The following is a 23,360-nucleotide window of genomic DNA, read 5'->3' as shown; positions in this document are numbered from 1 at the left end:
GACAGCAACGCGATCTTAGAAGTCACTTACCTCGGACCTACGCGAAGACGCGGCCATCATGCCGACCTCCTCCCCGACGCTGCCGCCTTGATGAGCCCCTGGTCGACGTGGTCTCCGACACAGGTGACAATGGAGAGGTGACCGCGACCCTGAGCAAGCCCGCCCTGAAGATCGGCCCCTACGAGGTCGATCCGCCGGTGGTGCTCGCGCCGATGGCCGGGATCACCAACGTCGCGTTCCGCCAGCTCTGCGCGGAGTACGGCGCCGGGATCTACGTGTGCGAGATGATCACCGCCCGCGCGGTGGTCGAGCGGCATCCCGGGACCATGCACATGATGACCTTCGGCGAGCACGAAAAGCCCAGGTCCATGCAGCTCTACGGGGTGGACCCGAAGACCATGCGCGAGGCCGTGAAGATCATCATCGGCGAGGGACTGGCCGACCACATCGACTCCAACTTCGGCTGCCCCGTCGCCAAGGTGACGCGGAAGGGCGGGGGCGCGGCGCTGCCGTTCAAGCGGCGGCTGTTCGCCGACATCGTGCGCGAGTCGGCCTCGGCCGCGGCGGAGGCCGGGGTGCCGTTCACGGTGAAGTTCCGCGTCGGGATCGACGACGACCACCTGACCTACCTCGACGCCGGGCGCATCGCCGAGGCCGAAGGCGCTGCGGCGGTCAGCCTGCACGCCCGCACGGCCGCGCAGCGCTACTCCGGACAGGCCGACTGGTCGAAGGTCGCGGCCCTCAAGGAGGCCGTCACCAGCATCCCGGTCCTCGGCAACGGTGACATCTTCTCCGCCGCCGACGCACTCCGGATGGTCGCGGAAACCGGCTGCGACGGCGTGGTCGTCGGCCGCGGCTGCCTCGGCCGGCCGTGGCTGTTCGGCGAGCTGGAGGCCGCCTTCGCGGGCCGCCCGCTGCCGACACCGCCGAACCTGGGCGAGGTGGCGCGCGTGCTGCGCCGGCACGCCGAACTGCTCGTCGCCCACGACGGCCCGGTCAAGGCGATGCGCGACCTGCGCAAGCACATGGCCTGGTACTTCATGGGCTTCCCGGTCGGCTCCGAACTGCGCCGCGGCTTCGCCATGGTGTCGAGCCTGGACGAGCTGGACGACCTCCTCGCCCGCCTCGACCACGACACCCCGTTCCCCCCCAACGCCGACGGCCCCCGCGGTCGCCAGGGCTCCCCCGGCAAGGTCACCCTCCCCCACGGCTGGCTCAACGACCCCGACGACGACTGCGTCCCCGAAACCGAGGACATGCACTCCGGCGGCTGATCCACCGAAGTTGCCCACAGCCTTGATCGGGCCTTGTGGATAACTCCGAGGGCTGGCCGTTAGCTGGCCTCCCCGGTGCCATCCCGGTACCCGCCGGTGCTGGTCGGCCTAGTGCCCGCGGCGCTGGTCGGCGGGCTGCTCCGTACGGCCTTCGGACCTCTCGTCCTCCAACCTCGCCCGCCACTCCCGGCCTCGCCCGCCGCTCCCGGGTTGCTCCCGCACCCACCCTGCCCCCGTCTCGCAGACGTCGCCACCGGCCTCCACGACGGCGACCGAGACGTGAAACTGTCTCGTTCTCCCCTAGCCGGTTCCACCGCCCAGGTGCTTCAACGAGAAACGAGACCCAGTCGTCGGCGGTGCCTACTTTGATGACTTTTCCCTGCCTCAAAGGATTTCTTCCCCCACTCGGGATCGAGCGGAGATTTGTTCGTGGCGGCGCATGGGGGTATCAACGCCGCTCCCGCGCCCTTCGAGCACCGCAACCACCGCGCGCGATGCACCGCCCGCTGCACGAGGTGCACTGCCCTCCGCGCACGGGGCACCACCCACGGTGAACGACGCACGCTACCTGTGGAACCACCCCTTGTGGGTGATGTGCATATGTGGATCAATGAGTTGTCCACCTGCCGCCGATCCCCAGGTGTGGACACTCGAAAGGGTGAGATCCCTCCACATCTTGTCCCCAGGTTATCCACAGGGCCCTGTGGATAACCTGGGGACAAGATGTGGACGACCCGGCTCTAGGGATGCCAGACGAGTTACCCGTGGCCGATCTGGATGCAAATTGACCACAGTGGACAGAACACAGTGGACGAACGAGGCTGACTGCAACCAACGATGCCGGGCGAAGCCAAACTGAGCGAGCCGACCAGCTTGGCTGAGAAAGAGTTGAGCGGGCCCAGCTGGGACAAACCCGACCGAACCTGACTCGTGGTCGTGGGAGCGCAAGGTCGGGCTTCGGCCTCCGCCCAGCCGGTAGGTTCGACGGTATGCGCGTGCCGAGGAACGCATGCGACGGATCGTCGGGAGGAGCTGACTCTGATGAGCGACATCCAGGCCAGCGCAAAGGTGGCCGCCTTGATCGGCACCGAGAAGCTGGACCGCCTGCGGCACAGTCCGGGAAACAGCACCTTCAACTGCTGGCACTGCGGTCTGCGAGCCGATGCGAACACCGAGGCCGCCACAGTGATCGCCGAAGCAGGTCCTGTCGACGGGCCCGTCCGGACGGCCCTCGCGCATGCCGAGTGCTCACCGTCTCAGGTGGTCGACACCGGCGCCGCGGCACTGGCGGCATTGCCCGAGCTGAAGGCCGGTGCAGCAACTGCCGGAGTGGACGGCGCGGTGCACTGGCGCCCCATGCGGGCGGACCTTCCTGTCCAGAACGGGTTCCTACCACTGCTGATCCTCGACCTGCGGCCCACCATGGCCGTGCGCGGTGGCCCCGACGAGCACGTGACCCGCTCGATCTCCGCCCTGCGTGACAGCGGTCTAACCCCGATCACCACAATCAGCCAGCAGCTCGCCGACGCCTTGGACAACCAGCCAGGCGACCCCGAGCCTTGGGACGTTCCGTCGGCCGCCGGATGGCGATTCGAGCTGGCCGGGCGCCGTATTCAACGACTGACCGCCCCGGACGGGTCGCTCATCTGGGGCCAGGACCAAGACCAACCCGGTCAGTGGCGCAGGCTGATCACCCGCACCCGCCGATGCGTCGTGCTGATCGGCGCGATCGGCCTCTACCCCGAATCCGACGAACGCCCGTTCACCTGGCTCACCACGCTGCTGAAGCAGGCCGCCGACGCCGGTGAACTGGTCGGCGGCCTGGTGGAGACGGGCTGGATCGGCAGCTCGGACGGCACATCGTCGAGCTGACCCCGAGGTGACACTCCGAATGGCATCGGTGCGCGCGTAGCTGTCCTTCCCGGCGCTCCCGCACACGGACAGCACGCCGGGTGATTCCGAGGGGGCGCCTTCCTCAGCCCGTTTCGGGGCTTACTGACCACGCTCGGCGTACCGGCGGCCGCTTGGTGCGGCGTGGCGCTCGCCGACGTCCGGCTCGGCCCGATCACGCTGGTCGCCGTCGGGACGGCGCTGGGCTGAGGACTGGTGACCAGAGCGTCGGCGAGACCCTGGAACCGTTCGGCCTCGGTGGATCCTGGGCGTTCGCCAACCTCGGGGTGCTGGTGCTCGGTTTCGCGGTGACGCCGGTGTTCAGCCGCTCGCGGGAGGACTAGCCCTCCACCACGGCCGCGCGGACGGTGTCGGCCAGCAGCCGGGTGCAGCCAGGCGCGCCTGGGTTCAGCAGCAGATCCGTGCCCTCGTGCGCGGACAGCAGCGGGAGCAGGTCCTCGGCCGAGGCGGGCTGCCAGCCGGCCGCCCGGACGCGATTGCGGTGCGCCGGCGCGGTCACCACGAGCAGGCACGGCACGTTGTCCGGCGACTGGGCGACCAGCGGCTCCTGGTCGACGTCCAGCGCCACCGAGAACGCCGACTCCCGCAGCACCGCCGCGACCTGGTCGAAGTCCGCCTCCGCCCGCGCGGCCAGGCGCAGCGCGGCGTCCAGCGGATCGGTCGGCGAGCCGGGGCCCGTAGGCTCGTAGGCGGGATTCGCCTCGAACCGGCCGACGGAACCGTCCGCCCGCGCCAGCCAGCCCCCGACCACGGCGGTCAGCGGCGGGGTCGCCACCTCGGTGCCGTAGCCGGGCGAGGCCGGGTCCTCGTCCACGACAGCGCCTGAGCCGCCGCCCAAGCCAGGCCCGGCAGAGCCCGAGTCCGGTCCGGCCGCAGGGCTCGCCTCCGCCGCTGGACCCGGTCCGGCTACAGCCCCAGCGTCCGCCGCAGAACCCGATCCAGTCGCAGCCCCAGCGTCCGCCACCGAACCCGATCCGGTCGCAAGGCTCGCGGCCGCCGCCGCCTGACCCGATCCGGCCACAACCCCGGCATCCGCCGCCGAACCCGGCCCAGTCGCGGGGCTCGCGTCCGCCGCTGGACCCGATCCGGCCACAGCCCCAGCATCCGCCGCCGAACCCGATCCAGTCGCAGCCCCAACGTCCGCCGACAGACCCGATCCGGCCACAACCCCGGCATCCGCCGCCGAACCCGCTCCAATCGCCGGGCTCGCGTCCACCGCCGCACCCGATCCGGCCACAGCCCCAGCATCCGCCACCGAACCCGATCCAGCCACAACCCCAGCATCCGCCGACAGACCCGATCCGGCTACAGCCCCAGCATCCGCCACCGAACCCGGTCCAGTCGTGCTGGAACCCGCGGCCGGGCGTGGTTCCTCCGCGCCGGCCGGGTTCGGGCCGGCCGCGGCGGCCGGGCCGGCAGAGGCCTGCCACACCGGGTCGACGAGCAGCACCCACTGGTCATCGGTCATCGCCGGTGCCTCCTCCGGTCAGGGTCGCGAGTTGGGCCGCCTGGTGGGCCGAAGCGGCTTTCTCCTGCTCTTGGTAGCGTCGCACGGCTGCGGCGATGCGCCACCGGTAGAGCCACGCGAGGTTCGTGACGCGGAAGCGCCGCATCAGCCAGAGCGTCTCGCGCGTGCGCTCCACGCGCTGTTCGAGCGTTCCGTTCTCTCCGACTTCGTCGCCGCGCCAGCCGTTCATCGCGCCGCGAACCGCTTCGCGCACGACGTCCGGCGAGAGCGAGCCCGGGGCCAGTCTGCGGATCGCCGTGGCGAGGTCGCGCGCATAGCCCTCGACGTCGGAACGCCCCAGGATTCCGCGGAAGTGCCCGAGCAGCAACGAACGCCCTCCGGGTGCGGACAGCGCCGCGTCAAGAGCGCCGTGCCGGTCGAGCACCTCGACGGCGTCCGCGGCCTGGCCGACGTCGGCACCGCGCGCGACCTCGGCGGCCACGTCCAGCAACGCGCCGACCGCGGCCGGGTTGTCCTTGCCGAGCAGGGTGTCGGTCACGCCGTGCAACTGGAGCCGGGTGAACTCCTCACCCAAGCCCATGGCCTCCGCGGCCGAGGCGGGCGACAACGTGGCTGGCGGGGGCGTGAGCGGCAGCGAAATCGTGGCCACGCCCTCGTCACCCGGCGCGACGGTCACCAGTTCGGCCGCCGCCACCCCGGTGGCACCCACCGCGGTCAGCTCCGCCTGGATCAGCGCGACGAGCCGGTCCGGCGATCCGCTCACGGCCACGCGCGGGGCGGGCAGGCCGTCGGCCATTCGCTCCACAGTGGACTCCGCGACCCACCGGGCGAGGGCTGGCTCGTCGGTGCGCGGCCACGGGCCGGGCGGCGGCTCGTCGAGGTCGCGCAGGCGGCCGGGCTCCGCGTGCAGCCGCACCGGGCGGTACACGGCTCCGTCGCGCCAGGTGGCCTTGCCGGTGACGGTGAACCGCTCGCGCGCGGCCTCGGGCAGCTCCACCTGCGCCCACCGGCCGGTGGCCGGGTCCAGCCGGCGGTCGACGACGTGGGTCGTGCCCCCGCTGATGGTCTTCGACGCCGTGGCCAGCTCCAGCACGGCGGTCCAGACCAGCTCGGGCCGCTCGTGGCGGGCCACGTCCTCGGCCACCGCCGTCAGGTCGAGCGCCGGGCCCGAGTGACGCAACCGGCCGAGCACCCCGCTCAGCAGCTTGAGCGTGCCCTCGCGGTCCTCGAGCCGCACCGGGCCCGAGGGCGACGGCGGGCGGTACCACCAGTCCAGCTCCGCCGAGCGCGCCAGCTCCGTCAGCATCCGACCGTCCTCAGCGGACACCGGGTGGTCGCCGGACACCAGGTACGCGACGCCGGGGGCGGTTTCCCCGTCGAGGGGATCCACCGACAGCGGAAGATCGAAGCCGTTGGCGCGGACCTGCTCGGCGAAATCCGGCCGAGAGTCCACAACGGACTCCGGACGGGCGAACAGGGCCCTCGGACCGTAGAACGCGCCGATCGTCCGCCCCTCGTGCGACCACGAGCGGGACTCCGACTCGACCGCCGAGCTGAGACCGTGGAAGACCGAAGGCCGAGGCGCAACGGCGGGCGGCCGGTCCAGGCCGACCTCGACCGCGGCGCCGTGCTCCGGCCGGAACGACACGGTGACCCCGGCCGAAGGGCCCTCGTTCGCGCGGATCTTCACCGGCACCCGCGCGAGCAGTTCGCGGCGCTCGGAGCCGAGCTCCCGGCCCAGGTGCCCGGCCAGCTCCTTCGCGGCCTCCGCGGCCCGGACCCGGGCCTCCGGACCGGTGCCGGTGACCTGGATCGGGGCGAGCGCCGGACCCCGCTCCCCGGCTTCGACGAGCGCGTGGGCCAGCCGTTCGGCCACGGCCTCGATCGTCGTGTCCTCGTCGGAGACCAGCACGGTGCCCGGGTCACGCATCGTCGCGACCCGTTGCACCTCGCCGAGGTTGCGGTGCACCCGGCTGGGGTCGATGTCCAGCAGAGCGCGCGCGGCGGCCGGCAGCCGCACGTCGTGGAGCTCGCCGGTGTACCCGCGCTGATCGGTGACCGTCCGCACCAGCGGAGCCAGCGTCGGGTCCGCGGCCAGGTAGGACAGGGCCGCGTGCCAGATCAGGTCCGGCTCCGGGTGCCGTTCCACCACGGACTCGACCGCGGTCAGGTGCAGGTCGCCCTCGCGGTTGTACAGCCCGCGCACCAGCGTCTGCACCACGCGCTTGGTCAGCTCCAGGGTCTCTCCGCGGTCCGGTGACGGCGGTGCGGACTCGCCCGCGGGCGGCGGCTTGAGCCAGCTGGCGTCGCTGTTCATCCGGATTTCCGACATCCCCGGCAGGTGCTGCGCGGACGGCAGCCCGATCCGGCGCGCGGTGCGCGAGAGGGCTTCGGGCCCGGTGCGGTGCATGATCGAGTTCCGGTGCACCCGGCCGAGCGGGGTGGCGAAGAACTCCTGGCCGAGCGCGTTGACCGCGGCCGGCATCAGGTTCTTCTGCGTCTGACCGTAGTTCTCCCGCTGCTGGTCGAGGTAGGCGCGGGCGAACGGGTGCCCCTTCGACATGGTGAAGGCCGAGTTGGCGATCTTGGTCCCGACGCGGTGGGTGGCGTATCCCTCGTCGGACCGCGCGGCCAGGATCACGTCGTTGAGGTTGTGCACCACGTTGTCGCCGTCGGTGTACAGGCCGCCGAAGCGGTGCATCAGCTCCATGCGCAGGATGTCGCTGGCCGCGGCGTAACCCGGGCCGGCCTGCTTGGCCGCCTCGGAGTTGTAGAACTCCTGCAGCAGCATCGGGTGCTCGCTGGTGAACACCTCGTCGATGTTGACCAGCCCGATCCCGTGCTCCCGGGCCCAGGCCACGAAGTCACGCACGTCGGCCAGCGGGTCCGGGCCGTCGGCCGGCGGCTCGGTGGTGAAGGCCAGGTCGGTCTGCCACCGCGGCACGTCCGTCCACAGCACCGGGACGATGCTTTCGTGCAGCCGGTCGGCCGCGCCGCCGAAGTTCTGCCGGAACGCGTGCATGGTGCCCGCGTCGCGCAGCGGGCCGCCGAGCCAGATGGCGTGCATCAGCAACGGGGTGGCGGTGACCTGCGCGAGCGGCTCGACGTCACCGGGCGCCCAGGTGGACCGCTTCTCGTCGGCTCGCTCGGTCTCGATCGTCCACTCGCGATTGTCCGGCAGGTTCGCCGGGTCGGTGTGCTCGGGGCCGAGCTGGTAGCCCTTGGCCAGGTCGAGCACGGAGAGCAGTTCGAGGCCCTGGCCCGCGCTCAGGCGGCTGAAGTCGTGGCCGCGCAGGAACTCCGGCGGCTGCGGCGCGCGGTAGAGACCGAACAGGTCCGGGCCGAGCAACGGCGCGGGCGCGGGTCCGCGGTCCGCGGCGGCCGTGTGCAGGTCCTGGACCAGCTCGGGCGCCGATTCGTAGGTGCCGTCCTGGGTCAGGACGTGGTCATCGGGCTGACCGGTCACGGGCGTGTGCGCCGGCGGCGACGGCGACGGGTGCGTCGGGGTGGGCTCGCCGGACTCGCCGAAGGTCCGGAAGTGACCGCCGTCGGTGACCGCGGTGAAGCCGCCCCGCGCGCCCACGGCCTGGCCGAGGGTCGAGGTGTCCCGGCCGAACAGCGCCGGTTCGGTCGGCGCGTGCACGGTCGTCGGACCGTCGAGCTCGCTCAACGCGCGCTGGAAGTCGTGCGCCACCCCGCCGGGGCCCTCGGTCCGGCCGGTGCTGCAGGCGATGAGCGTGACCGAGGACTTGCGTCCGGCCTGCACGAACGGACCGGACTGCGCCACGATCCGCGCGAACGCGGCGCCGTCCACCCGCACGGTCCGCCCGCCGAGCAGCGTCAGCTTCACCGACTGCGGACGGCCGTGGGCGAACACGAAGAACGAGTCCCCGGCATCGGTGCTCCACGGCGCCGGCGAATTCGAAGCCCACTCGCCGAAACGGCGACCGCCCAGGTCCGGAGTGGACCCGTCTTCCCGCGCCTGCCGCAGCTGCGGGTCGAACCCCTTCGGCGTCACGCCCTGGTCGAGCGAGCTGACCGTGCCGGAGTTGGTGGTCACCCAGTCCCGCTCCACGCCCGAGGTCTGCTCCGAAGCGGGCAGGAAGGAGACCGCCACGACCCGGCCCGACTGGTCGGTGACCGGGCGCAGCTCGATCTCGGAGACGTCGAAGTCGTACGGACGGCCGGAACTCGCGTCCCAGCCGGAGACCGTGGCGGGGCCGGTGTCGCGCGCCTCGACGATTCCGTCGCGATTCGGCTCGATCGACGGTCCCGCCGCGGTGCTGGGCTGCGGGCTCGTCGGCACGGCCTTGCGCGGGATGACCGGCAACGGGGTCGGGGACTGCCGGACCGTCGTCGCGGAAGAGGGCACCGGCTTCCGGCGGATCACCGGCCGCGGCGGCCGTGAATTCGGGTCCAGAGCCGACGCCGGGCGGGGCCACCGGTGCGCGCCGAGCTGCTGGTCGGCCCGCTGCTTGGCGTTCCACCACTTCTGCCGCGCCTCGTCGGCCTTCGCCCGGGCCTGCCGGACCTCCTCCAGCGCGCTGTCGCGCCGGGCCGTGTGGTCGGAGTGGTCGTTGCGGTACTCGTCGAGCACCCCAGCCAGGCGCGCGGCGCGGTCCTGCGCCTCCGAACGCCGCCGGACGAGCGCGGGCTGGGCGTCACGGATGTCCTGGATCCGCTGCTCGGCCCGGGTGACCTGGTCCAGCAGGCTCTGCCGCTCCGGCGAACCCTCGTCGGTCGCGGCGGCCATGGCCAGGGCCTGGCCGGCGCGGTCCTGCCGGCGGGTGATCTCGGCGTTGCCGTCCCGCAGCTCCCGGCCCGCCTCCCGGGCGTCGTGCTCGGCGTCCGACAGCGCCCGGCGCAGCTCGCGCGCCGGGTCGGTGGCCACGTCGACCTTCAGGTCACCGGCGCCCTTGGCCAGGTTCTTCTCGTCGTCGCGCTGGTCGAGCCACCGGTCGTCGGCCTCGCGCTGGGCCGTCTCCACGGCCTCCTCCGCGGTGCGCCACCCGGTGGCCGCGTCCTTCACCGCGTCCTGCGCCCGGGTGAGGTCGTCCGGCAGCGCCTCGCCCAGCAGCCGCTCGAGGTCCGCGTCCGACATCCGGACCAGCGTCGAGGCCGGCACCCGCACCTCGACCGCGGCGGTCCGGCCGTGGCCCAGGTCGGCCACCACCCGGTACTCGACGTCGAACCCGACCAGCCCGGTGCGGCCCTTCGGCTTGTCGGTCACCGACCGCTGGCCGCCGGCGGCGCTCGACGTCGCGTCGGAGATGCCGACCGGCGAACGGCCGTCGACCCCGCCCCACGAGTGCGAGTTCTTGTCCGGGTCGGTGAGGCCGCCGTTGCCCAGGTTGTACTGGTTCTCCCCGCTGACCGTCTGCTTGGCCTCGCCGGTGAACGTGCTGCTCGACTGGTCGGAGTGCTCCAGTTTGACCGAATCGCTCAGCCCGGTGAGGTCCGGGTTGACCAGCCGCGCGTACACCTTCACGCTGCCGTGCCCGTTCTTCAGCACCGCGGACTCGTGCAGCTCCGGCGCGTCGAGCGGGCCGGAGAGCATGCCGGGCAGGTTGCCCTGCAGCATTTCGTTGGTCACCGAGGAGACGAGGGTGTTGTGCGCGCCGGTGCCCGGGCCGGTCAGCCCGTCGCCCGCGCCCGCGAGCCGCAGCGCGCGCACGGCTCCGGCCCGGACGGCGCCCGCCCCGCGCAGTCCCTCGGTGAGGGCCGAAGGCGGCAGCGGGCCCGTGCCCTGCCGCTGCCATTCGCCGATCCGTTCCGGAGTGGACTGGGCGGGCGTCAGCTCGCTGGTGCGCGGCGCGTACGCGGGCCGCGCCGGCTGGTTCTCGAAGCTGATCTTCTGGTCGTCGGCCGAGGAGCGCACGGTCAGCCGGGTGTCCTGGTGCACGATCGGGTAAGTGCGACCGCCGCGCTGCACCACCAGCTCGAACCGCACGTCGTGGCGGTGGCGCACGGCCGGGCCGCCGGCCGAGGCCGTGCGCGCGGTGGTCTTGGTGTCGGTGGTGACCGTCTGGTCCGTTTTGGACTTGCTCCCGGTGATCCCGGCGTACGCGCCGTCGTAACCGCTGACCTTCGACGGGTTGCTCTGGAACAGGCCGCGCCCGGCGCCGCGGAACTGGCCGCCGTAGGAGGAGCCGTGCCCGGAGTTCTCCTTGGCCGTGCCGCCGGTGTTGACCACGTGGTCGACTTCGCCGCCGTCGTGCACCACATCGAGGAATTCGCTGCTGGTGACCGACGCCCGGAGCAGCACCTGGTAGCTGTCGGTGGAGACGATCCCCGCGTCGTGCAGGACCAGCGGCACCCCGCCGTCGAGGGCACCGTCCACCAGGGAGGTGATGCTCTCCGGCGTGGTGAGGTCGAGCGAGCGCTGCAGGTTGTTCATCGAGTCGTCGAGCACCGATTTGGGCAGCAGCTTGTCGCCGGTCCGGCCGAGCTGCGCGCGGGCGTCGCGGATCAGCCGCGAGAGGTCCGGGGCGTCTTCGACCACGGCCGCACCGAGCGAGCTGGACTGCGCGCCGACCAGCGCCGGGCTGGTCAGATCGCCGGGCGGGGCCGTCCGCGGCTCCAGCGGCGGCAGCAGGCCCTGTTCGCGGGCCTGGTCCTCGGTCATCCGCACGAACACCGCGCCGGGCAGCTTGACGTCGGCGCCGGAGCGCGAGGTCGAGCCGTTGACCAGCGACTCCTGACGGCTCTCGGCCACCAGCCGCACGTCGGCGTCGTACTGCACGAGCACGGTCCGGCTCCCCGACGGCGCGCGGTTGACGTGGTCGACGCTCGCGCTCAGTTCTCGGGAACCGCCCGAGGTACGGGTCCACGGACTCCACTTGAGCGAACCGTAGAGCTGCCCCTGGCCGTGGGTGTCGCTGCCGTCCGGCCGGACGGTGAGGCCGAGCTGCGCGTTCGCCTCGACGGCCTGCTTGCGCGACTTCTCGTAGCCGGCCTTGCCGCCACCCGCGTACGTCGTGTCGCTGCCGCCCGCATCGGACGTGACGACCAGCTTCGGGTTGCTCAGGCCCAGGCCCATCCCGAGACCGCCGACCCGGTTCGCCACCCGGCGCTCGTACCGGAACCCGCCCGAGCGCACGCCCTGGCTCAGGAGCCTCGGCAGTCCACTTCGGAACGTCTCCGGGGCGAACATCCGGTCCACGCGCTTGCGGGCCTCCCCGCCGGGCAGGCCGAGCACCCCGTCGCCCCCGGCCGCGCGCTGCAACTGCCGCAACGCCTCGTCCCGCAGCACCTCGGTGTTGGCGACCGCCTCGACGTGCAGGAACTTCGGCTGGTTCGGCTGCCGCGAGCCGGTGAGCTCGTCGATGCGCGGGGTCTCGGACGGGGTGAGCGCGACCGTGCCCGATCGGCCCGGGGCGAACTCAGTGGGGTCCTTCTTCAACGCCGAGCCGTCGTTGACCCACAGGTCGAGCTGTCCGGAGATCTTCGGCAGGGAGGTACGGCCGGGGTCGCCGGTCTTGGCCACTGTGGACACCGTCGGCGTGACGCGGAACGGCGAGCCCGGCGTCAGCCGCTTCACCCACGGGCGGTTGCGGGTGTAGCTGGTGACCTCGACCTCGAACTCGACGTCGTGCTGGAAGACCTGCGCGTCCGGGCTGCCCCCCGCCGACGTGGTGGTCGTGACGGTCGGGCCGCCGGTGTTCTTCCGGGTGGTGGCGTCGGAGTACTGCACCGGGGTGACGGTCGGGCTGATCCCCAGTGAGGTGACCGCGGTCGAGACCGGGACGATGACCCGGCCTTCGAGTCCGACGGACCAGCCCTTCTCCGTGGTCGTGCTGCTGTTGAGCGCCGGGCTGGTGGCGACCGAACCCTTGACCGAGCGCCCGGTGGCCTGCCCGAGGTGCCGGCCCGGGCCGAGCTTGGCCTTCACCGTCACGTTGATGTACTCGTCGGTGAACAGCCCGCGCCGCTTGAGCTGCACCGAGACCCCGGGGCCGACCAGACTGTCCATCTTGGACTTCAGTGCGGCCGGGGAGAAGGCCGAGGTGAGCTTGCGCAGGTTCGCCAGCCGCTCCGCCACGTCACGGCTGGAGCGGTTCGGGTCGCGCTGGAACTTGTCCCAGCGCGGCAGGAACTTCGCGAACCCGGGCCGGTCGCGCAGCGCGTTTTCGACCTGGGGCTGCACCTTCGCGGCCGCGCTGAACGAGCCGGGGCGGGCCTGACCGGCGGCGACGGCCGAGGCCAGGTACGGCGGCTCGTACCGCCGTCCGACGTCGGTGAACTTGTCCTTCGTGCCTTCGGGCACCGGCAGGCCCTGGGCCTTCGCCTCGGGCAGTCCCATTCGGACGTACGCGGTCGCCTCGACGGTCGCCTTCTCACCGCTGGCGGTGGTGACGTCGACGTCGACCTTGACCTTGTACAGCCCGACGTCGCCCTTCGCGTTCACCGTGGACTTCGCCGTGACGCTGGTCCCGCTGGTCGAGGTCTGGGTGACCTTCGCCGATCCGCTGACGCTCACGCCGCCGACCCCGCCGACGGCGCCCGGAACGGTCGCGCCGCCGCCGAAGATGCCGTTCACGTCCAGTCCGGACTTCGAGTTCGCCGCGGTGCTGCCGCCGTTCACCGAGGAGTCGTTGAACCGCAGCTCCGAGTCCCCCGGCACGACCCCGAGCAGCTCGACCTCCGTCGGCCGCGCCTGCAACTGGACGGCGTCGCGGTGGGTTCCGTGCGGGCTGAGCAGGTCGTTCGACACGACCGGGCTGCCCTGCAGGGCCGAGCCCAGCACGCTGCGGATACCGCCGCGGCTGACGAACTCCCCCAGCGCGTCCCGCCCGGGTGCGCCGAACTTCGTGACCGACGGGTGCAGCAGACCGCTGACCTGCTTGAACAGGGCGTGCTCGTCGAGCACCACGGCCTCGGGGGTGAGGAACTCGATCTGCTCGGACCAGTCCGGCTTCGGCGGGGCCTGGACCTCCGGCGCCACGTGCGGCTTCAGGTTGGCCAGGTCCTGGGACACCAGCAGCGAGACCCGTCCGTCCACTGTGGCCCCGGTGAGCCCGCCGCTCTGGTCGGTGACGGTGACGGTGTACTTGACCGGGACGTCGGCGCGGTCGTTGTCCCCGGCCGAGCGGATCACCCGCTGCTCGGTGCTGGTGACGGTGGACGTGTGCTCCGCCGAGGGCAGCGCGAGCTGCCCGGTGGCCCCGACCGAGGCGTACGGCCCGGCCGGGAAGAGCCCGAAGTACGAGGTGCCGACCGTGCCGGTGGTCGAGTCGGTCTGCGGCTGGGCGTGCGTGACCTGGTTCTGGTCGTTGACGTCGCCGGTGCTCGGCTGCGGCTGCTTGGTCACCTGGTCGGCCCCGACCGAGGCGAGGTCCGGTTCGGCCTTGACGTGCACCTCGTACCACTTCTCGCCGACCCGCACCATGGAGCGGCGGCCCTGGCCGAGGAACGATTCGAAACCGGGGCCGTCGAGCGTGCCGGTGATGGCGTCGATCCCGACCGGTTTCGGCGGGTTTACCCGGCCGGGGTCGAGGTTGTGGATCAGCCGCTCGATGGTGGTGCCGACGTCCCGGCTGCCCTGCACGTCGACCGGCACCAGCGCACCGAGCGCCTGGCCGTCCCGCGCGTACTCCGGCAGCCGGTCGCGCAACGGCCGGTCGTCGGGCTCGGTGTCGGTGGCGGGGTCGGCGACCAGCACGGTGTCTTCGCCGGGCTTCTTCCAGCCGGCCACCAGCCGGTCGAAGAACTCGGCCCGGTGCGGCGCCTGCGCGCGGAGCCCGTCCGGGTCCAGGAAGTAGTACTTGGCCGTCTCGGCCATGTCCTCGTTGACGTTGGTGGCGCCGTACTGGGTGATCGGCCGCTCGCCGGTGAACGAGGGGAAGCCGTCGCGGTCCCAGTAACCGCTGTGCTCGTTGAAATCGCCCTGCCGGTCCTTCACCGCCTGGTAGATGCGCTCGGAGCGTGGTCCGGACAGCTCGTTCTCCTGCCGCGCGAACACCTCCGGGTGCTGCTGCTCCAGCTGCGCGACGAACTCGGCGCGGCGCGGGGCCTTCTGCTCCAGCCCGGCCCGGCCGAGCAGGTGCGACTTGATCGCGGCCTTGAAGTCGGCCTGGGCGCTGCGGGCCTTGCCGTCGCTCGGCGGCTCGGCGCCGGGGCCGCGGTTCGGGGAGCCGTCCTCGTTCCAGGAGCCGACGTGCTTGCCGTAGTCGTCGAGCGCGTACTTGAGCAGGCCGTGGGAGAGCTCGTGGGTGACCGTGCCCTCGAGGCCGCGCCGGCCGCCGCCGAACTCCCGGCTGAGCGTCGCGGGCGCGTAGAGGTTGACCGTCCGGTGCGAAGCGATGTACTCCCCGCCCATGCCGTAGGAGAGCTCACCGCGCTCCAGCCCGAGGTTGACCGCGCCGATGTGCTGCACCTCCTGCTCGACACCGGCCCGGCTGGAGTGGGCCCGCTGGTCGCCGATGATCGGCGCGTAGTGGGCCAGCGCGTCGTCGATCGCGCCCTTCTCGTCCTCGGTGAAGTCGCGCTTGCGCACCCGGGCGACCGCGGACGGCTTCCCGTTGGGGTTGCTTTCCCGGACCGCCTGCACGCCGCGGTCGGAATCGTGGTGGACTCCGGTGTCCGAGTCGTCGTTCACGTAGACGACGCGCTCGCGCTCCTCCTTCGCCACGTCCTGGTCGAAGCGGGCCCGCAGGTCACGGTACTTCTGCTCGTACGAAGGCTTGGTGGACTTGCCCTTGGGGTCGTCGAGGTAGGCGAACCGGCGGCCGCCGTCGGTGGTGACCAGCTTGCCGTCGGCATCGGTCTGCAGGCCGGACAGCGCGGACTTGCCGAACGAGCGGACGTCGCCGTGCTGCTCGTGCACGAAGTGGCTGTCGGAGAAGTAGGAGGAGAAGTCCGCCTGGTAGTACTCGTGGAACTCGTCGAACAGGTTGCGCACGTCCACCGCGGTCGGGGTGCCGCCGCGCGGGCTGCCGACCTGGTGGGCCAGGCCCTTGATGAACCCGTGCACCCCCTCGACGTCGAGGCCCTTGCCGGGGCGGAAGTAGAAGCCGAACGGGTCGGCGTCCACCACGGCCCGCGCGATCTCGAAGTCGCGGCTGGTGTCCCACAGCCCCTCGTGCCGGTTCATCTGGTCGACCGCGCCGCGGTGCTCGGGCTCCTGGTCGTGGCGGCCCTGCCCGTCGCCGAACTGGTTCTTGGAGTTCACCTTCTCCATGTCGTGGAACAGGATCGCCTTGGCCAGCGCGTTCCTCGGAACGAAGCGGCCGTTGTCGTTCTGCCCCTGGGTGAGGCGCAGGTACTGGTTGAGCACCATCTGCGCGTGCTCGCCGAAGGTGTTGGGGTTGGCGGTGTCACCGGTCCGGTAACGCGGGTTCTTCGGATCGGCCTTGACCACCTCGTCGAACTTGCGGCGCAGGGTGTCGTGCTGGTCCTGACCAGCCTGGTCGGACTCGTGGATCAGCTGGTCGAGGATGGCCTTGGCCGAGCGCTCGTCCGGCCGGGACAGCCGGTCGCCGATCGTGGTGTCGAGCGCGTGGCCGATCTGCTGGTGGCGCTCGAACACGCCGGCCGGGTGCTGCCGGGTGTGGCCGTCGACCGCGCCCTGGCCCCAGCGGCCGTACTCGTTCTCGAACGTCTTCGACTCGACCGTGGTGTTCGACGGGTCGAGCTGGTTCTCCCGGGTGTTGAAGTCGGCCTTGACCCGGCGCTCGTCGGTGGCGATGGCCGCGCCGATCTCCGCCTGGGTGGCGTAGTCGGGCACCTTCTCCATGAACGCGTCGGCCTGCTCGTGCGTGACCGGGGTGAAGGTGATCCGGTCGACGGTGTGCGGGTCGTCGATCACCTGGGCCGCCGCGTCGCCCAGACGGGCGCGCTCGCCGGACTGGACGAACTTGAGCACGGGGTCCGCGTCGAGGCCACGCCGCAGCCGGTCGGCGCCACCCCGCAGAGCGTTGTGGAAGGTGGTCTTGAGCTGGTCCGGACCGACGTCGACGAGGTTCTGCTTGGTCACCTCCGATACCGAAGACGGGACCACGCCGTCGGTCAGGCGCTGCTTGACCGTGTCGCGGTCGAGGCCGAGGCCGCTGTGGTGGACCAGGCTCTCGATCTCGCCACCGTTCTTCAGGTGCTTGGCGACCTCGCCACCGATGACGTCGACGCGCGGGCCGGTGAAGTAGCCCCGCTTCGAACCGGTTTTGTTCTGGAAACCCTGCTCGACCTGTGGGCTGAACTTCCCGTCATCGAGGGAGAACTGGTGCTTCACCGCGTCCTGCACGATGGTGCTGAGCCCGGCGCGGAAATCGAAGGTGCCGTGGGTCGCCCCGATGGAGCTGACCACGTTGTCCACCATCTGCTCAGCGGATCGCCTGGCCACTTCGTCCACAACGGACGGATCGCTCATCGCGTCGCGCAGCTTCTGGATGGTGTCGATCTTGGCGGTGGGCGGGATGGTGCCGTCCGGCCCGGCGGCGCGCTCGCGCACGACGTCGTGCACCGCGGTGGTCAGCGCGTTGTTGAGGTTCTTCGCCTCGGTGACCACGTGGTCGCGGACCGCGCGGCCGTCCAGCGGCACGGTGTGCGGCCCGGCGTCGACGGCGGTGGTCAGCGCGTGGCCGATGCCGTCGGTGAGCTGGCTGACCACCTGGCCGGAGGGGCCGTGGGTGTTGAGGAAGACGTTGAGGTCCTGCTGCCGCTGCTCCGGCGAGCCGGTGACCGGGCGGCTGCTGGTGCCCGGGACGGAATCGGTGCGCGGGTTGAAGAACGCCTCGGGTGAGCCCTTCCACGTGTGGTAGTGCTCGCCCAGGGTCTTGGCCAGCGCCCGAAGCTGACCGGGGTCGTTGCGGAAGTACTTGCCGTCCTTGCTCCAGGTGAACCAGGGGTCGTTCTCGCGGCCGAGGGCGGAGGAGTCGAAGTCGGGGCTGAGCCCGAGACGGACGTAGAGGTCGGAGATGTCCTCACGACGGCCGGCCAGGTCGGGGAGCTTGTAGTCCTTGCCGCCGGGGGCGTAGGTGACGAGCGAGCCCTTGAGCGCGTTGACGCGCATCTGCTCGAAGTGCTCGCCGCGAAGGCCGAACTGGTTGGTGTCACCGGCCTGGTCGACGTTGACCGCCAGCGAGTTGTCCTTGGACAGCGCCTCGACGGTGGCCTCGCGGCTGACCTGGTTGAACGTCTTGAGCGGAACCAGGAAGGAGCGCAGCACGGGCTGCATGTCGCCGGTGCGGTTGGTGTCGTGCTCGTACTTGGCGGCCCACTGCACGGCGCGCATCGGCCGTCCGCCACCGACCCAGAACGTCTGCCCGCTCCGGCCGGCGAACACCTCCACGGTGCCGTCGGGGTTCTGGTGCACGTCCTTGAAGTCCGAAGACCGCACAGCCGGATCGAGGACGGCGGTGTACATCCGGACGTAGTGCTCGCCGCGCACCGTCTCCACCTCGAACTCGCCGCGGTGGACGACCTTGCGATCGCCGCCGAGCACGGTGGAGCCGGGGTAGCTGACCCCCTGGCGTCCGATGTGGACGTTTTCCCGGGTGCCGAGGTAGGTCTCCTTGCCGTCCACCGTGGACTGGACTATGTGGACGGGCCGGCCGTTCTCGGGGCCGTGGCTGGTCCAGCCCCCGCCCGGTTCGAGCACGTGCACCCGCACACCACCGGCCTGCGCGATCTGGCCGGGGTCGGTGAGGTTCGGGTTGCTCTCCAGCTGCGAGGTGATACGGGCGGTCTCACGGGGCGTGTTGTCCGGGAGGCTCTTGATCACGGCCTGGCGGAAGTTGTCGTGCGGGGTCTCGCCGCCGGCGACGACGGCGTCCAGGCCGTGGACCCCGAGGATGGTGTGCTGGTCCGGGTCGAACGCGTCCCGGCGGACGACGGTGCCCGGCCTGGCGTCGACCGTGCGGCTGCCGTTGACGGTGACGCGCGTGGGAGCGGAGACGGGGAAGTGGAGGTTGGGGGACTCGGTTCGGGTGTGGCCGGTGGGCTGGTCGTGATCGGTGCCGGGGGGGTGGCCGGTGTGCTGGCCGTTGTGCTGATCGTGACCGGTGCCGGGGGTGTGGTCGCCGTTCGGGGTGGGGTGGGTGCCCGGGGCGGGGGTGGGCGTGTGGTTCGTGCCCGGGTCGCCGAGGTGGTGGTCGTGGATGTTCGCGGTGGTGGAGATCTCTTCGATCTGGTTCAGGTTCTGCGGGGTCAACGAGGAGTCGGTCCAGGCGTGGGGCCCCATCACCCCGGGGGTCTCCGGCCGCTGGAACAACAGCCGCGGATCGTGGTACCCCTCGCTCAGCCCGACGAAGTGCATCACCTCGTGGGCGAGGCCACCCCGGGGGTCGTGGAGGTCCCAGTTGACCTGGTTGGTCGGCGGCGCGTCCTTGTCCACAGTGGAGTCGTGCACGTTGACCGGCACGTTGCGGGACTGGTCAAACTGCCAGCGGTCGTCGTCCGGCTTGAGGTCGTCGGTGGCGCGGGCGTCCACCCGGACCTGGAGCCGGTCGCCGCCCGGCAGCCGGTACTGCTGGTGGTTGATCGTGGCGTCGAGGTGGCTCTGCAGGTCGGCCGTCAGCCGATCACGCGCGTCGATCGAGACGGAGCCGGAGTTCGAGGTGAGGTCCAGCGGCACGGTGAACTCCCGCACCCAGTTCCCCCGCGACTCCTCGAACCGCCGGACGTCGTAGCGGATCTGCGTGATCGCCCCGGCGAGCTGGCCGCCCTGCAGTCCCTTGCGATCGCCCCTGAACTGGTCGGCCACCGTCTTGGCCGGATCGAACCGTTCCGAAGAAAGCCGGGCCGGGGGCGCGGAATCACGCCGGCCGTTGTTGTCCTTTGTGGATTTCTCGGGCTGCGGACCGGTCTCGTTCCCGGGTTTGGCCGCCGGCTGAGGCTGAAGCGCCCGCGCCGGCGTGTGGAGGTTCTTGGCGGGCCCGTCGGTGGCGGTCTTTCCACTGCTGTCCGGGCGGGGGTCGTGCTCAGTGGTGGCGCCGGCGTTCGGGTCACCCTTGACGTTGGCACCTGCGTTCGTCGCCGTGACGCCGGGCCCGGCCGTCGGCTTGACCCCGCCGACGCTCCCCACCCCGGCCGCGGGCACCGGCTTGGCGACGTCGGTGGGATTCGTGCTGGGATTCGTTCTGGGGTTCGCGCTCGGCGCGGGAGTGGAGTTGGCCCCCGGGCTCGGTGATGTGCTCGGCGAACCGTTGCTCGGACGGCCCACCGGCCCAGGCAGACCACTGTCGTTGCGGTTCGCCCCGACGTTCCCGTTCCCCGCCGAGTTGACCCCGCCCTCCACCGAGGGCGAGGAATTCCCGCCACCACGCACCGGCGGCGGGGTCGCGATCCCGGTGTGGTTCGGCGGCGGAGTCGAAGTGGCGATCCCGGTATTCGCCGACGTGGCCGGACCAGCATCAACCGGCGACGAGGACGGAGTCGAGCCCACGTCCACCGACGAGCCGGCGCGCCCGGGCGGGGTGACTGTGGCGCCCCCGGTGTTCCCCGGCGACGGGCTCGGCGTCGTGCCACCGACCGTCGCCGAAGACGGGGTCGACGTGGTGCCGCCACGGGCAACGGGCGAAAGGGTCGACGCGGGACCCCCGACGGACGCAGGCGGCGGACTCGGCGTCGCACCCCCGGTGTTCTCGGGCGACGGGGTAACCGTGGTGGTCACCGGCGACGGCGTCGACGTCGCACCCTCGGTAGTCACCGGCGACGGGGTCGACGCAGTGCCACCAGGGGTAACGGGCGAGGGGGTCGAGGTCAGGCCACCGGTCATCGCTGGCGGCGGAGTCGGCGTCGCATCCCCAGTGGTCACGGGCGACGGAGAGACTTTGGCGCCACCAGGGGTAACGGATGACGGCGAGGTGGAGCCACCAGTGGTCGCCGGCGGCGGAGTGGTCGTCGTATCCCCGGTGGTCACGTGCGAGGTGGGAGACGTCGTGCCACCGGTGCTCACGTGCGAGGGAGGCGACGCCGTGCCACTGGTGGTCACCGGTGACGGAGTGGGTGAGGCGCCGCCAACCGTGGCCGGAGGCGGAGTCGAGGTGGAGCTACCAGTGGTCACCGGCGGCGGGGTGGACGTCGGGCCACCGACCGTGGCGGGCGGTGGGGCTGTGTGGCCCGGGTCGACCGAGCCTGCGTTCGGGCTGCCCGGCGTGGCCGGTGGGGGGACCGGGTTGCCGGTCGTAACGCTGCCGGAGTGGCCAGGAGTGACCGGTGGCGGGGTGGACGTGTTCGGGGTACCGAGGCCGTTGGCGTTGGGGGAGCCGGTGCTGGTGGTGCCGGGGCCGGAGGTGGTCGAGCCGGGCTCTCGGGGTCCCGAATTGCTGCCGGGGCTGGTGCCGGAGCTGGTGGTGCCGGAATTCGAGCCGCTGGGGTTGGTGGTGCCGGAATTCGGGCCGCTGGGGTTGGTGGTGCCGGAAGTCGAGTTGGCGGAGTTGCCGCCGCCAGGAGTCGAATTGCCGGGGTTGGTGCCGCTCGAGGTCGAACTGCTGGGGTTGGTGGGACCGGAGTTGGTACCGCCGGAACTGGGGCTGCCCGGGTTGGTGACGCCGGAGTTGGAACCGCCCGGGTTGGTGGGGCCAGTTGTGGCGCCGCCGGGGCTGGAGTGGGGGCCGCCGGGGGTGGAGCCTGCGGTGTTCGGACCACCGGTGGTGGAGCCTGCGGTGGATGCGGCGACGTTCGTACCGCCGGAGGTGTTTGGGCCGCCGGAGGTGGAGCCAGCGATGTTCGAGGCGCCAGAGGTAGAGCCAGCGATGTTCGTGCCGCCGGAGGTGGAGCCATCGGTGTTCGGGGCGCCGGTGTGCGAATCGCCTGGGTTCGTGCCAACCGGGTTCGCGCCGCTGGTGGGCGTGCCACCCGGATTCGCGCCGCTGGGGTTGGTGCCGACTGGATGCGCGCCGCTGGAATTCGTGCCGCCGGGGTTGGTGCCGACTGGATGCGCGCCGCTGGAATTCGTGGCGCCGAGGTTGGCGGTGCCGGTGCTCGGGCTTCCCTGCGCGGAACTCGGGTTGGAACCGCCGGGGTTGACAGCACCGGAGTTGGCAGAGCCAGGGCCGGGGCCGTTCGCGGTGTCAGAGGCGCCGGTGTTCGTGCTGCTGTGGGTGCCGCCTGCGGTGGAGTCGGTGTTCGCGGCGCCGGTGTTCGTGCTGCTGTGGGTGCCGCCCGCGGTGGAGTCGGTGTTCGCGGCGCCGGGGGTTGCGCTGCTGTGGGTGCCGCCCGCGGTGGAGTCGGTGTTCGCGGCGCCGGGGGTTGCGCTGGCGGAGCCGCCGCTGTTCGTACCGCCGGGGTTCGGAGCGGCGGTGCCGGTTGGGTGGCCGTTGGGAGCGCCGGTCTGGTGGGTGTCCGGCGAGGTCGAGTTGCCGGGGCTCTGGTTCGTGGGGGCGTCGACCGAACGGGTGTCGGACTGGCCATTGTCGTGGCCACCCGGACTCGGCTGGCTGGTGCCGGAGGAGCCACTGCCGTGCGCATCCGAACCGGTGCCGGAAGCGCCGTTTCCGGAAGAACCCGCACCCGAGCCGGAGGAACCGTTCCCAGAAGAACCCGCGCCCGAGCCAGAGAAGCTGTTGCCGGGGGAACCCGCACCCGAGCCGGAGGAGCCGTTCCCCGGGGAACCCGCACCGGACGGCCCCGTGCCGGTGGTACCCGTCGGGCCGCCGCCGGAGGCACTCGAATGCCCACCCGAGCCCTGGCTCCCGCCGGTGTCGGAACCGGCGCCGGAACCGCTGCCGAAACCGTCCGTTGTGGACACACCCGAGCCCCCGCCGGCGCCGCCCGGGCCCTTGATGTTCCCGACTTCGCCGCCGTGGAACCCGGTGTCCCCCACATCGTTCGGGCCGCCGCCCTTGCTGCCGCTGTCGCCGCCGTCCTTCATCTTGTCCGCCAGCGACTCGCCGGCGTGGTGGGCGCCGTGGGTGGCGGCGCCGCTCAGACCGCCGTTGAGGGCGGCCCAGCCCAGGCTGTCCGTGTCACCGCCGAAGGCGACTGCGCCCAGTCCGCCGACCACCACCTCCGTGGCGGCTTCGATGCCGGCCTCGCCGAAGACGTTCTTCGCGAAGTTCGTGCCGAACTTGTTGTCGAACCGGCCCAGGCCCTTGCCCGCGACGTGGGCGAACGCGCCGCCCGCGCCGCCGAGGATGGCGGACTGCTTGATCGAGTTCCAGTCGAAGCCGTTGCGGTTTCCCTGCGCGATCTGGATGCCCTGGGCGAGCATGTCCTCCGCGACCTCTTCGGCCGCTTCCTCCGCCGCCTCGCGCGCGATGCGCGAGAGCAGGTTCATCAGGCGCTGGATCAGGGTCCGCTCGACCTCGTTGACGACCTCACGCCCGACCGCCATGATCTCCGGGGCCAGCGCCGCGGTGAACGGGTTCGACAGCGCCCACAGCACCTCGGCCGCGGTGACCGCGATCGAGATCAACATGCCGTACTTGGCGTTTTCGATGTTCAGCGCCTGCTCACGCAGCGAGGCGGCCTGCTGCTGCGCCCGCGCGACGAACGTCGCGCCCATCGTGCTCAGGTTGTTCGCGAAGCCGATGAAGTTCGTCTGCACGTCGCCGCCGACGTTGGCCGTCACGTGCTGCGAAAGCTGGTTGAAGCCCTGGCCCGCGGACGCGATCCGCTGCGCGACCTCGTCCCATTCGGCGGCCAGCTCGCGCAACGCGTCCTCGTCGCCCTGCGGCCAGGCGTCACCCGCGATGATGTAGAAGATCCAGTTCAGACTGGGATCGACCATCAGGCTCATCGCGGGTTCACCTCACTTCCACTGGCGGTAC

The 23,360-nt window shown here is 71.7% G+C and carries 4 protein-coding genes; 2 read left to right on the top strand and 2 right to left on the bottom strand.

Features of this window, described 5'->3' with window-relative positions:
• Nucleotides 1-137: 137 nt before the first annotated feature.
• Both dusB and NYF13_RS07510 read left to right on the top strand, forming a co-directional pair.
• Nucleotides 138-1,274 (top strand): tRNA dihydrouridine synthase DusB, encoded by a 1,137-nt coding sequence (dusB, locus tag NYF13_RS07515; protein ID WP_315655194.1) that lies wholly within the window; start codon nt 138-140, stop codon nt 1,272-1,274.
• Between the two features lie 1,041 nt (nt 1,275-2,315).
• Nucleotides 2,316-3,146 carry a hypothetical protein gene (locus NYF13_RS07510; RefSeq protein WP_315655193.1) on the top strand — a complete coding sequence of 277 codons (831 nt, stop codon included), beginning with the start codon at nt 2,316-2,318 and terminating at the stop codon, nt 3,144-3,146.
• 358 nt (nt 3,147-3,504) lie between these two features.
• Here the strand turns inward: NYF13_RS07510 and NYF13_RS07505 are convergent, their stop codons facing one another.
• Nucleotides 3,505-3,999, bottom strand: a complete 495-nt coding sequence (locus NYF13_RS07505; RefSeq protein WP_315655192.1) for a type VII secretion system-associated protein — start codon at nt 3,997-3,999, stop codon at nt 3,505-3,507.
• 643 nt (nt 4,000-4,642) lie between these two features.
• The gene (locus NYF13_RS07500; RefSeq protein ID WP_315655191.1) at nt 4,643-23,329 is read right to left on the bottom strand and encodes a hypothetical protein; all 18,687 of its coding nucleotides are present in this window, start codon (nt 23,327-23,329) and stop codon (nt 4,643-4,645) included.
• Nucleotides 23,330-23,360 lie beyond the last annotated feature (31 nt).

The organism is Amycolatopsis sp. PS_44_ISF1 (assembly GCF_032335455.1).
GTDB lineage: Bacteria > Actinomycetota > Actinomycetes > Mycobacteriales > Pseudonocardiaceae > Amycolatopsis.
The sequence above is the reverse complement of the archived record's forward strand: the minus strand, read 5'-3'. Positions and strand labels throughout refer to the sequence as shown.